We start from the raw sequence: 12,729 nt of genomic DNA on the forward strand, positions 1-12,729 counted from the left end.
TTAATGCGTGTTTGGTTCACATAAATTCAACTTTGAGCGGTATCCTGAGCAGCAAAAGTCTGTGTGAGAAGTGCGATGAATGACGCAAATGAAGGTCGAAACCGGCTGTTAAACGGCTGGCAACTGTCAAAAATGTATACGTTTGAAGTGGCCGCCCGCCACGAGTCCTTCGCGCTGGCGGCGGAGGAGCTGTCGCTCAGCCCCAGTGCGGTGAGCCACCGTATCAACCTGCTGGAAGAGGAGTTAGGGATAGCGCTGTTTGTCCGCTCCCACCGTAAAGTGGAGCTGACGCAGGAGGGTAAACGCGTCTACTGGACGCTGAAATCGTCGCTGGATACGTTGAACCAGGAGATCCTGGATATCAAGAACCAGGCGCTGTCCGGTACGTTGACGGTTTACTCTCGCCCGTCGATTGCCCAGTGCTGGCTGGTGCCTATGCTCGTAGATTTCACCCGGCGTTATCCCGCGATCTCGCTGACCATCCTGACCGGCAATGAAAACGTCAATATGCAGCGAACCGGTATCGATCTGGCGCTCTATTTCGACGATACGCCGCCAGCCAATTTGACGCATCACTTCCTGATGGACGAGGCGATTTTACCCGTCTGCTCGCCGGCGTATGCCCGGGAACATGACCTGCTGAAAAATCCCGCCCACCTCAGCCACTGTACGCTCCTGCACGATCGCCAGGCCTGGAGCAACGATTCCGGTACCGACGAATGGCTCAGCTGGGCGGCACATTTTGCAGTGAACATGCCATCATCATCGGGCATTGGCTTCGATCGTTCTGATTTAGCGATTGTCGCGGCAATGAACCATGTCGGGGTCGCGATGGGGCGAAAACGGCTGGTACAAAAGCGGCTCGAACGCGGTGAGTTGATTGCACCGTTTGGGGAGAAAACGCTTAAATGCCATCAGCATTACTACATGTCGACCCTGCCAGGACGACAGTGGCCGAAAATAGATGCCTTTATTAGCTGGCTGAGAGAACTGGCTGGCTGAAGAATTATTACGCTTTGGCGCTACACCAAATGTGAAAAAGCGTGCTAAATACAGGTAATGCTTTTGATTTCTCGCAAGGTACACCGTGTTAAAGCCTTTGATTGCCACTGCGTTACTGTTCTCTTCCGGCTGGGTGATTGCCGCTGAGCCACCGCTGACGGCTGCGCTTTATGCGCAAAAGCTGGGCGTGGGGATGGACGTAGACTGGGCGCGCACCGAGCGCGGCATTCGGGAGTTCGATCCGCTGGTGGTTCGCGATTTTCGTGCGAAGGGTATCAGCCATGTGCGTATCCGCGTGGCCGATGAACCGACGGAGGCGCGGCTGATTCATCTGCGTAAGCTGGTGGAAGCCTGCGAGCAATACGGGGTGATCCCGATTATCGCTTATCAGGCCGATGAATATAAAAACGACCCGAAAGCCGAGACGGAAAAAGAGGTGATTAACTGGTGGATTGCCGTGGCGCACTACTTCGGCCAAAGCTATCCCCTGCTGGGTTTTGACCTGATTTATGAACCGGCGGACAAGCTCAACCATAACGCCGCGTCGCTTAACCGGGTTTACGAGAAAACCGTCAAAGACATTCATGCAATTGATGCTAATCGCATGATCTTCATCGCGCCACATCTGCGGGCTGCGCCAGAGGATCTCTCCAGCCTGAAACTCCCGGCGCACAGCCAAAATTATCTGCTGGCGGAGTGGCACATTTTCCCGTGGGGTCCGCTAAAGAGTAACGGTAAATATCCGTGGACGTCCGGGACGGTGGCGGAGAAAGCGGCTATCCATAATCGTATTGCGACCGCGCTGCACTGGCAGCAAAAAACCGGTCACGTCAGCTGGGTGGGCGGCTGGGGCGTGGGTGAATCAAATCACTTCACCCCAACCGCATCGCAAATGGCGTTTGCCTCGTTTATGGCCTGCGAACTGCAAAAGGCCAAAGTTCCCTACGCTATCAACGCGGATATTCAGTTTTACGACGGGGAAGAGGGCGCCTGGCGTCCAGCGCCAGAGCCGCTGCTGCAGGCCATGATCGCGCCTGTTTGTGAAAAGCCCGGCGAGAAGCCGGGCCATCATGCGGTTAAACCGGCTGCTCGTGATGGGGAACACGCGACGCCAGCGGCAGCCAGCACAGTAAAATCAGCAGCCCCATCAGCGTCATCAGCAACCCCAGACTAGCCTGGCCAGTTTGCGGCATCATCGCCGAGAGCCAGGCCAGCGCGCCGGAACCGATGTTCTGCAGTCCCCCCACCAGTGCGCCCGCCGTGCCTGCGAGGAACGGGAACGGCTCCATTGCGCCGCTGGTGGCGAGCGGGAACAGCATCCCCGCGCCGAAGAAGAACAGCGCCGCCGGGATCAGCAGCGTCCAGACGGTCATCACGCCAAACAGTCCCGGGATCCACATCATCAGACCTGCCAGCAGGCAGCTGATCACCGACTGCCACATCAGCGTTGAGAAACGCTTGTTCTGACGGCCGGCAAACCAGGCACCAAAGAACGCGGCCGGGATGGGCAGAATAAACAGGATACTGACCACCATGCTGCTCAGGCCAAGCCCGGCACCCAGCAGCACGCCGGAGCAGGCTTCAAACACGGCAATACCCGCCAGGCCACCAACCAGCATCAGCAGATAACAGGTAAACGCGCCGTTGCCGAACAGCGTTTTATAGCTGGTGATAAGGCGGGTGCGTGGCGCGTCCGTTGGCCGGGTTTCCGGCATCCACCGCGCCATGCTGAAGGTCACAATTACGCACAGCACCAGCAGGAAAGCGTAGCAGGCACGCCAGGACCACATCGTATCGAGCAGGCCACCAATCAGCGGCGCCAGCAGAGGGCTCACCAGAATCCCCATATTTAACAAACTGTTGGCATGGCGGAGCTGGGTGCCCTGATAGAGATCGCGTGGCAGGGTTCGCGCCATCACCCCTCCGACGCCGGTGCCGACACCCTGCAGGGCGCTGGCGGCAATCAATATGGTCAGGTTATGGGTGGTAATGGCAATCACCGTCGCCACCATGAAAATGGACATACCCACCAGAATCACCGGGCGACGCCCGACGCGGTCAGACAGCGGTCCATAGAACAGCTGCGAAACGCCATAGGTCAGCAGATAAGCTGCCATTACGCTCTGTACTGCGCCCTCGCGGACGTTAAGTTCCTTTGCCATATCGGCGATCGCTGGAATGTAGATGGTTTGCGCCATCTGACCGACGGCCACCAGTAACACCAGCATCAACAATAAGTTAACGTTCCTGTGTTTTTTCATGTCGCTGAATACTTTTGCCAAAAGAGAGAAATAAAGAATAAGTGACTACGCATTCCCATAAATGCGCGAGGAATCTACCACAGAGAGATGACAAATTAAGCATTCCTGTGATGAATGTCAGAAGGGGTAAAGGCAGGATTTGTAAACAAGATCGGCAACTAATGTTGCCAGTGATTTATGCCAGGCGCAGCAGGATCGCCCCGCCCGCAATTCCCACTGCGGCCGCGATACGCAGGCCCGCAACCTTCTCTTTTAACAGCACAAATGCGATCAGCGCCCCGAAGAGGATGGATGTTTCACGCAGGGCGGCGACCACGGCCAGCGGAGCCTGGGTCATCGCCCAGAGCGCCAGCCCGTAAGAGCCCATGGTGCCGATCCCCCCGAGCAGCCCTTTTTTCCAGTGCGTACGCAGGTATCTGGAGGCTTCCCGTCGGCGTGCCATCATCGCCCAGAAGAGCAGACAGAAGCCATTCATAAAGAAGGTCCACAGCGTATAGCCCAGCGCGGTGTCTGATAACCGCACGCCGGTGCCGTCGACCAGCGTATACCCGGCGATAAAACAGGCATTGAGCAGTGCAAGCCAGACCCCCTTACGCGACGTCATGCGGCCGTTCATGGCCATAGCCAGAATCGACAGGCAGATCACGGCGATGCCGGACCACGCGAGCCATGACAGGCTATCTCCCAGCACCAGCACGCTTATCAATGCCACCAGCAGCGGTGCCGTACCGCGCATCAGCGGATAGGTCTGGCTCATATCGGAGACCTGGTAGGTCTTTGCAACCAGCACCGTGTACACCACCTGCAGCGCGCAGGAGACCCCTAAAAACGGCCAGCTGGCAGCAGACGGCTGTGGGGAGAAGGGCAGTAATACCAGGGCGATAAACGCGGCGGAACCGCTAACGCTGATTGCTGAATAGAGCTTGTCTGTACCGGCTTTAACAATGGCGTTCCAGCTGGCATGCAGCAGCGCGGCGAACAGTAAAATGCAGAAGACGGTAATGGTCATGGCGTATCTGGCGGTGAATTGTCACTCAACTGTAACATTCACAACCTGATGCTGCCAGCCGGTCACACCGCGCAAAACAGACGGTGTGTGACCCGTGGTTCATCCGAGACCAGCGTAAAGCCCGCCTGATGATAAAACCCGTATGCAGCGTCCGGCGCGTGGGTATTGAGAAAATCAAACCAGATGCTGGCATCGGCCATTACCACGGTCAGAAGCTGCTTACCAATGCCCAGCCCGCGGCACTTCTCGCTGACGTAGAGATGACGAATGCGGCCGGCGCGCGGTTGCTGGCTGAAGGGATCGCGGTTAAGACCGCATACGCCCACCAGCTTGCCGTTCAAAAAGGCGCCCAGCAGCTTTTCGCCCGGTGCGTTAAAACGGTTTTCACCGCGCTGCCAGTTCTCTTCCAGCCGGCGCAGCATGTTGAAATTCGATGCGATACTTTCGGCCTTTAAGGCGATATAGCTTGGTTCTTCTGGCGTGACAGGCTCAATTAACAGACGCGACATAGCATTCCCTCGTTATTAAAGAGGGGCGGTTGCCCGCCCCTCTCAGGTGCGACTTGAACCTGAATCACCGAAGGTATTTCAGGACAGCATCAAGTAGTTGCAGTACAGCAACAATGAGTTTGAGGATAAGTATCACCATATCCACTACGCTCATACGCGTCTCCTTTTGGTTAAAAGGAGCACGATGCTGGCGTACCTTTCCGCCGCCTGTGACCAGCACCTGGATTGACGTAACACAGTGTGCTCACTTCAGGGGGTTAAGGCACTGACGGCACCACCCGTTTCAGCCAGGACTTCGTTGCGCCGGTAGAACTGCGGCCCCCTCGCTCACTGCGAACACCCTCAGTATAGATAAATACTGTATGTATGAACAGTATTTTTTGGACAAAATTCAGAAGGCGGTCCATACTCAAAAACGTCAAAATCCGTGCCTGAATTGCGCGTTCGTCTTCGATCGCGTATACTTTTTGCGTTGACGTAACACAGTGTGTTCTGCGGCGACCAACCGCAAAACCTCTGAAAAAAAACCTCGCTCAGGCGAGGTTTTTTGTTTTCTGCACGCAACAAACGAAACGTGATCTTCGACGCATTTTTGCGCAGATGAAAATATTTCCATTGTCATGCCCGAAAAGCTGTGTTTGTATAAATTCTATCAATAGATTCCAAACACAGGTCCCCAATGACAGCATCCATGTTCACCTCGACCCTACTAGCAACTGCGCAACCAGCCGCAGTGGTCGTCGTGCGTGTGGTGGTGGTCGTCGGCAATGCGCCGTAGGGACTGGATCAACACACGAATCCAAAACCCCGCCGGCGCAAACCGGGCGGGGTTTTTCGTTTAAGGACCCTCCCCGGAAAGTCGGCTCAGAAGAAAAGGACTGGAGCATGGCAAGTTCGGGCACAACATCCACCAAAACGCGTTTCACGGGCGCGCAGTTAATCGTTCATTTGCTGGAACGACAGGGCATCACCACGGTTGCGGGGATCCCGGGCGGCACGGTGCTGCCGCTGTATGATGCGTTAAGCCAAAGCACGCAGATTCGTCACGTTCTGGCGCGTCACGAGCAGGGCGCGGGTTTCATCGCTCAGGGTATGGCGCGTACGCAGGGCAAACCCGCGGTCTGTATGGCCTGCAGTGGCCCGGGTGCGACTAACCTGGTCACCGCTATCGCCGACGCGCGCCTGGACTCAATTCCACTGATCTGCATCACCGGCCAGGTGCCGTCCTCCATGATCGGTACCGATGCGTTTCAGGAAGTGGATACCTACGGCATCTCTATCCCCATCACTAAACATAACTATTTAGTTCGCGATATCGCCGAGCTTCCTCAGGTTATCAGCGATGCGTTCCGTATTGCGCAATCCGGCCGTCCCGGCCCGGTGTGGATAGACATTCCTAAGGATGTTCAGACCGCAGAGATCGAGATTGACGTGCTGCCGGAGCCGGGTGAACGTGCGCCAGCGCCGCAGTTCAGCGCAGAGAGCGTGCAGGCTGCAGCGGCGATGATTAACGCCGCCAGACGCCCGGTGCTTTATCTGGGTGGCGGGGCGATTAATGCCTCCGACGCGGTACGCCAGCTCGCAGAGAAAGCCAGCCTGCCCACCACCATGACCCTGATGGCGCTGGGTATGTTGCCAAAAGCGCACCCGCTGTCGCTGGGTATGCTGGGGATGCACGGCGCGCGCAGCACGAACTACATTCTGCAAGAAGCGGATTTGCTGATTGTTCTGGGTGCACGTTTTGATGACCGGGCGATTGGCAAGACCGAGCAGTTCTGCCCGAACGCCAAAATCATTCATGTGGATATCGACCGTGCCGAGCTGGGTAAAATCAAGCAGCCGCATGTGGCGATTCAGGGTGATGTTGCCGAGGTGCTGGCGCAGTTGATTCCGCAAACGGACGCTTCCGATCGCGCCGACTGGCGTCAGCTGGTTGCCGATCTGCAAAAAGAGTTCCCGGGCGCTATCCCAACCGAGGGGGACCCGCTGAGCCATTACGGACTGATTAACGCCGTGGCCGCCTGCGTTGATGACAGCGCGATTATCACCACCGACGTGGGCCAGCACCAGATGTGGACCGCCCAGGCCTACCCGTTGAACCGTCCGCGTCAGTGGCTGACCTCGGGTGGGCTGGGGACCATGGGCTTTGGCCTGCCGGCGGCAGTGGGCGCGGCGCTGGCCAATCCCGATCGCAAGGTGATCTGCTTCTCCGGTGACGGTAGCCTGATGATGAACATTCAGGAAATGGCGACGGCAGCCGAAAACCAGTTAGACGTGAAAATCATCCTGATGAACAACCAGGCGCTGGGGCTGGTGCACCAGCAGCAGAGTCTGTTCTATACGCAGGGCGTGTTTGCCGCGACCTATCCAGGAACGATTAACTTTATGCAGATTGCCGCCGGTTTTGGCCTGCATACCTGCGATTTGAACGCCGAAGCGGACCCTCATGCGGCGCTGCAGGCGGCGATTTCTCATCCTGGCCCGGCGCTGATCCACGTGCGTATCGATCCTGAACAAAAAGTGTACCCGATGGTGCCGCCAGGTGCGGCAAATACAGAGATGGTGGGGGAATAAGCCATGCAGAAACAACATGATAACGTCATTCTGGAACTCACCGTCCGCAACCACCCTGGCGTGATGACGCACGTCTGTGGGCTCTTTGCCCGCCGCGCGTTTAACGTGGAAGGTATCCTCTGTCTGCCCATTCAGGGCAGCGAGCACAGCCGCATCTGGCTACTGGTGAATGACGATCAGCGTCTGGAGCAGATGATTGCGCAGATCGACAAGCTGGAAGATGTCGAGAAAGTGGTGCGCAACCAGTCCGATCCCACCATGTTTAACAAAATTGCGGTGTTCTTCGAGTAAATAGCGCAAAGCTTGAACCCCCACGCGCTTATCGTTAAGGTAAGCGCGTTTTTTAACCCGCCAGGAACGCGCCATGACCACCATCGCCCTTATCGACGACCATCTCATCGTCCGCTCCGGATTTGCCCAGCTGCTGAACCTTGAGCCTGATTTTCAGGTGGTGGCGGAGTTCGGCTCCGGTCGCGAGGCGCTGGCAGGTTTGCCCGGGCGCGGTGTCCAGGTCTGTATCTGCGATATCTCGATGCCGGATCTCTCCGGACTCGAGCTGCTGAGCCAGTTACCGAAAGGGATGGCGATCGTGATGCTCTCGGTCCATGACAGCCCGGCGCTGGTTGAGCAGGCACTGAACGCAGGCGCACGTGGATTTCTTTCCAAGCGCTGCAGCCCGGACGAACTGATCGCTGCCGTGCGCACGGTCTCCACCGGCGGGTGCTACCTGACGCCGGATATCGCCATCAAGCTGGCGGCAGGGCGACAGGACCCACTCACCCGACGCGAACGTCAGGTGGCAGAAAAACTGGCGCAGGGGATGTCGGTGAAAGAGATTGCCATGGACCTGGGGCTGTCGCCAAAAACCGTTCACGTTCACCGCGCTAACCTGATGGAAAAACTCGGCGTCAGTAATGACGTTGAACTGGCGCGCCGCATGTTCGACAGCTGGCAATGAACCCGCTGTTTTCACGGCTGATCGCCGTTGCTGCCAGTTTTTCCATTTTCTCCGCCGCCTGGTTCTGCCTGTGGAGTATCAGCCTGCATCTGGTTGAACGCCCGGAGCTGGCGGTGCTGCTTTTCCCGTTTGGCCTGCGTCTGGGGCTGATGCTGCAATGCCCGCGAGGTTTCTGGCCGGTACTGCTGGGCGCCGAATGGCTGATGCTGGTCTGGCTGGCGCAGGAGGTGGCGCTGGCGCACTTGCCTTTACTGGTGACGGGCAGCGTACTCACGCTGATCCCGGTGGCGCTGATCTCCCGTTATCGTCACCAGCGCGACTGGCGCACGCTGCTGCGTCAGGGGGCTGCGCTGATTGCCGCCGCGCTGTTGCAGTCCCTGCCCTGGACCGGCGAGGAGGAGATGCTTAACGCCCTTCTGCTGACGCTGACCGGCGGTCTGACGCTGGCTCCCACCTGTCTGGTTATCTGGCACTACCTCACCAGTACCGTCTGGCAGCCGCTCGGACCGGCGCTGGTCTCTCAGCCGGTAAACTGGCGCGCCCGGCATCTTATCTGGTATCTGCTGCTGTTTGCGATCAGCCTGTGGCTGCAGCTTGGCCTGCCCGATGAGCTGTCGCGCTTTACCCCGTTTTGCCTGGCGTTGCCGATTATTGCCCTTGCGTGGCACTACGGCTGGCAGGGCGCGCTGATTGCCACCCTGATGAACGCTATCGCGCTGATTGCCAGCCAGACCTGGCACGATCACCCCGTCGATTTACTGCTCTCCCTGCTGGCCCAGAGCCTGACCGGGCTGCTGCTGGGGGCCGGGATTCAGCGACTGCGTGAACTTAACCACTCATTACAAACCGAGCTGGCGCGTAATCGCCGTCTGGCAGAACGCCTGCTGGAAACGGAAGAGAGCGTCCGGCAGGAGGTGGCCCGCGAGTTGCACGACGACATCGGCCAGACCATTACCGCCATTCGCACTCAGGCAGGCATCGTTCAGCGTCTGGCGGCCGAAAACGCCGGCGTAAAGCAGGGCGGGGCACATATCGAACAGCTCTCTCTTGGCGTGTATGACTCGGTGCGGCGACTGCTTGGCAGGCTGCGACCGCGCCAGCTGGACGATCTTACGCTTGAGCAGGCGGTACGGTCTCTGATGCGCGAGATGGAGCTGGAAAGCCGCGGGATCGTCAGCCATCTTGACTGGCGCATCAATGAATCTTTGCTGAGCGAGGGCCAGCGCGTCACGCTGTTCCGCGTCTGTCAGGAAGGGCTGAATAATATTGTTAAGCACGCCAGCGCCAGCGCGGTAACGCTGCAGGGATGGCAACAGGATGAACGCCTGATGCTGGTGATTGAAGATGATGGCTGCGGTCTGCCGCCGGGCTCCGGCCAGCTGGGTTTTGGCCTGGCGGGCATGCGTGAGCGCGTCAAGGCGTTGGGCGGCACCCTGACGATCTCCTGCACCCACGGCACGCGCGTCAGCGTCAGTTTACCGCTGAGGAGTCAGCATGTTTAAAACCCCGGCGAATGCCGCCCCGCTAAACGATAAACGTGAAATTGACGCCCGCTATCGTTACTGGCGTCGCCATATCCTGATCACCATCTGGCTGGGGTATGCGCTTTTTTACTTTACCCGCAAAAGTTTCAATGCCGCCGCGCCGGAAATCCTCGCCAGCGGGGTGATGACACGCACCGATATTGGCCTGCTGGCGACGCTGTTTTACATCACCTACGGCCTGTCGAAGTTCTTCTCCGGTATCGTCAGCGACCGCTCGAATGCCCGTTATTTTATGGGCTCTGGACTCATTGCCACCGGGGTGGTGAACATTCTGTTTGGCTTCTCCACCTCGCTATGGGCCTTTGCGCTGTTGTGGGCGTTGAACGCCTTTTTCCAGGGATGGGGCGCGCCGGTGTGTGCCCGTCTGCTTACCGCCTGGTACTCGCGCAACGAGCGTGGCGGCTGGTGGGCTATCTGGAACACGGCGCATAACGTCGGGGGGGCGCTTATTCCGATGGTGGTCGGGGCGGCGGCGCTGCACTACGGCTGGCGCACGGGAATGATGATTGCCGGCGGGCTGGCGATCGTTGCCGGGCTGTTTCTTTGCTGGCGACTGCGTGACAGGCCACAAACCGTGGGCTTGCCCGCGGTAGGCGACTGGCGGCACGATGAGATGGAAGTCGCTCAACAGCAGGAAGGTGCAGGGCTGACGCGTAAAGAGATCCTCACCAAATATGTGCTGTTAAATCCCTATATCTGGTTACTCTCCCTCTGCTACGTGCTGGTCTACGTGGTGCGTGCGGCGATCAACGACTGGGGCAATCTGTATATGTCCGAAACCCTGGGCGTCGATCTGGTGACCGCCAACTCGGCGGTGACGATGTTCGAGCTGGGCGGCTTTATCGGCGCGCTGGTGGCGGGCTGGGGCTCGGATAAGCTCTTCAACGGTAACCGCGGGCCGATGAACCTGATCTTCGCCGCCGGGATTTTACTTTCCGTTGGTTCGCTATGGCTGATGCCGTTTGCCAGCTACGTGATGCAGGCGGCGTGTTTCTTCACCACCGGCTTTTTCGTCTTTGGCCCGCAGATGCTGATCGGCATGGCGGCGGCGGAGTGTTCACACAAAGACGCCGCGGGAGCAGCGACGGGCTTTGTCGGGCTATTTGCTTACCTTGGCGCTTCGCTCTCCGGCTGGCCGCTGGCGCGGGTGATCGACGTCTGGCACTGGAGCGGTTTCTTCGCCGTGATCGCCATCGCGGCAGGAATTTCGGCCCTGCTGCTGCTGCCGTTCCTGCATGCGCAGGCACCGCGCGAGGCACACGAAGCGTGATGTGCTTCACCTTTTCATCCCAAATAGCGCAAAACTAAGAAATTTTCCTGGTTTCACCTGGACGCTGTCTCAGGCGTCGCTCCCGGCTGGTTTTTACAATGCTGCAAAAATCAGCTCAGGAGTAAACCAATCATGCTGGCCTTCTTAAATCAGGTGCGCAAACCGACCCTGGATCTGCCGCTCGATGTGCGGCGTAAAATGTGGTTCAAACCGTTCATGCAGTCTTACCTGGTGGTCTTTATCGGCTACCTGACCATGTACCTGATCCGCAAAAACTTTAACATCGCGCAGAACGACATGATCTCAACCTACGGGCTGAGCATGACGCAGCTGGGGATGATTGGCCTGGGCTTCTCCATCACTTACGGCGTGGGTAAAACCGTCGTTTCCTACTACGCGGACGGCAAAAACACCAAGCAGTTCCTGCCGTTTATGCTGATCCTCTCCGCCATCTGTATGCTCGGCTTCAGTGCCAGCATGGGCGCGGGCTCCGTCAGCCTGTTCATGATGATCGCCTTCTACGCCCTGAGCGGTTTCTTCCAGAGTACCGGCGGGTCGTGCAGTTACTCCACCATCACCAAATGGACCCCTCGCCGCAAGCGTGGTTCGTACCTCGGCATGTGGAACATCTCCCACAACCTCGGCGGGGCGGGTGCGGCAGGCGTGGCGCTGTTCGGCGCAAACTACCTTTTCGACGGCCACGTGATCGGCATGTTTATCTTCCCGTCGATTATCGCCCTGATCGTCGGCTTTATTGGCCTGCGCTACGGCAGCGACTCACCGGAATCGTACGGCCTCGGCAAAGCCGAAGAGCTGTTCGGCGAGGAGATCAGCGAAGAGGACAAAGAGACCGAAGAAAACGAGATGTCCAAATGGCAGATCTTTGTTGAGTACGTGCTGAAAAACAAAGTGATCTGGCTGCTGTGCTTCTCAAACATTTTCCTGTACGTGGTGCGCATCGGCATCGACCAGTGGTCGACCGTGTATGCCTTCCAGGAGCTGAAGCTCTCCAAAGAAGTCGCGATTCAGGGCTTCACCCTGTTCGAAGTGGGCGCGCTGGTCGGCACGCTGCTGTGGGGCTGGCTCTCGGACCTCGCCAATGGTCGCCGCGCGCTGGTGGCCTGCGTCGCGCTGGCGCTGATTATCGCCACGCTCGGCGTCTACCAGCACGCCAGCAACCAGTACGTTTACCTGGCGTCCCTGTTCGCGCTCGGCTTCCTGGTGTTTGGTCCACAGCTGCTGATCGGCGTGGCAGCAGTCGGCTTCGTACCGAAAAAAGCGATCGGCGCTGCCGATGGAATTAAAGGCACCTTCGCCTACCTGATCGGTGACAGCTTCGCCAAGCTGGGTCTGGGTATGATCGCCGACGGTACGCCGATTTTCGGCCTCACCGGCTGGGCGGGCACCTTTGCCGCGCTGGATGCCGCCGCCATCGGCTGTATCGTCCTGATGGCGATGGTCGCGGTGCTGGAAGAACGTAAGATCCGCCGTGAAAATCGGATGCAGAAATTAAAAGTAGCCTGAGTGTGCAGGTAACTTCTTTGCCCGGTTGACCGCCGGGCTTTTTTTTACATCCCACCTTTACCCCCCTTTACAGACCCG

The 12,729-nt window shown here is 58.1% G+C and carries 13 protein-coding genes; 9 read left to right on the forward strand and 4 right to left on the reverse strand.

Translation table 11 applies throughout. From position 1 onward, the window contains the following. The first annotated feature begins 75 nt into the window (after positions 1 to 75). Positions 76 to 1,002, forward strand: coding sequence for a DNA-binding transcriptional regulator DsdC (gene dsdC, locus BH714_RS15325; RefSeq protein ID WP_040018338.1), 927 nt, complete (start codon positions 76 to 78; stop codon positions 1,000 to 1,002). 85 nt (positions 1,003 to 1,087) lie between these two features. Beyond that, the gene (locus tag BH714_RS15330) at positions 1,088 to 2,176 is read left to right on the forward strand and encodes a cellulase family glycosylhydrolase (protein ID WP_052445459.1); all 1,089 of its coding nucleotides are present in this window, start codon (positions 1,088 to 1,090) and stop codon (positions 2,174 to 2,176) included. Here BH714_RS15330 and emrD read toward each other — a convergent pair. The 4 genes from emrD to tisB form a co-directional block, all read right to left on the reverse strand. After that, a complete protein-coding gene (gene emrD / locus BH714_RS15335; protein ID WP_020882737.1) occupies positions 2,079 to 3,263 on the reverse strand; it encodes a multidrug efflux MFS transporter EmrD in 1,185 nt (394 codons plus the stop codon). The two genes, BH714_RS15330 and emrD, sit on opposite strands and share 98 nt — an antisense overlap. Positions 3,264 to 3,438: 175 nt before the next feature. After that, on the reverse strand, positions 3,439 to 4,272 hold the full coding sequence (locus BH714_RS15340; RefSeq protein ID WP_020882736.1) for an EamA family transporter: 834 nt from the start codon (positions 4,270 to 4,272) through the stop codon (positions 3,439 to 3,441). A gap of 62 nt (positions 4,273 to 4,334) precedes the next feature. Next, entirely contained in the window at positions 4,335 to 4,781 is a 447-nt protein-coding gene (locus tag BH714_RS15345) for a GNAT family N-acetyltransferase (protein WP_040018340.1), read from the reverse strand. A 64-nt stretch (positions 4,782 to 4,845) separates the two neighbouring features. Beyond that, entirely contained in the window at positions 4,846 to 4,935 is a 90-nt protein-coding gene (gene tisB, locus BH714_RS23730; RefSeq protein ID WP_020684667.1) for a type I toxin-antitoxin system toxin TisB, read from the reverse strand. A 525-nt stretch (positions 4,936 to 5,460) separates the two neighbouring features. Here tisB and ivbL point away from each other — a divergent pair. From ivbL to uhpT, 7 genes are all read left to right on the forward strand, one after another. Then, positions 5,461 to 5,559 (forward strand): ilvB operon leader peptide IvbL, encoded by a 99-nt coding sequence (ivbL, locus tag BH714_RS23740; protein WP_071605430.1) that lies wholly within the window; start codon positions 5,461 to 5,463, stop codon positions 5,557 to 5,559. A gap of 107 nt (positions 5,560 to 5,666) precedes the next feature. Then, entirely contained in the window at positions 5,667 to 7,355 is a 1,689-nt protein-coding gene (gene ilvB / locus BH714_RS15355; protein WP_032680034.1) for an acetolactate synthase large subunit, read from the forward strand. Between the two features lie 3 nt (positions 7,356 to 7,358). Further along, positions 7,359 to 7,646, forward strand: a complete 288-nt coding sequence (gene ilvN / locus BH714_RS15360) for an acetolactate synthase small subunit (RefSeq protein ID WP_014167986.1) — start codon at positions 7,359 to 7,361, stop codon at positions 7,644 to 7,646. A 73-nt stretch (positions 7,647 to 7,719) separates the two neighbouring features. Beyond that, a complete protein-coding gene (uhpA, locus tag BH714_RS15365) occupies positions 7,720 to 8,313 on the forward strand; it encodes a transcriptional regulator UhpA (protein WP_040018349.1) in 594 nt (197 codons plus the stop codon). Further along, positions 8,310 to 9,815 (forward strand): signal transduction histidine-protein kinase/phosphatase UhpB, encoded by a 1,506-nt coding sequence (gene uhpB / locus BH714_RS15370; RefSeq protein WP_025206526.1) that lies wholly within the window; start codon positions 8,310 to 8,312, stop codon positions 9,813 to 9,815. The genes uhpA and uhpB overlap by 4 nt, the downstream gene beginning before the upstream one ends. Then, positions 9,808 to 11,127, forward strand: coding sequence for an MFS transporter (uhpC, locus tag BH714_RS15375; RefSeq protein WP_014167989.1), 1,320 nt, complete (start codon positions 9,808 to 9,810; stop codon positions 11,125 to 11,127). The genes uhpB and uhpC overlap by 8 nt, the downstream gene beginning before the upstream one ends. 132 nt (positions 11,128 to 11,259) lie before the next feature. Further along, on the forward strand, positions 11,260 to 12,651 hold the full coding sequence (gene uhpT, locus BH714_RS15380) for a hexose-6-phosphate:phosphate antiporter (RefSeq protein ID WP_020882733.1): 1,392 nt from the start codon (positions 11,260 to 11,262) through the stop codon (positions 12,649 to 12,651). Positions 12,652 to 12,729: the final 78 nt, after the last annotated feature.

Origin of the sequence: Enterobacter ludwigii, assembly GCF_001750725.1 — a bacterium.
Lineage (GTDB): Bacteria > Pseudomonadota > Gammaproteobacteria > Enterobacterales > Enterobacteriaceae > Enterobacter > Enterobacter ludwigii.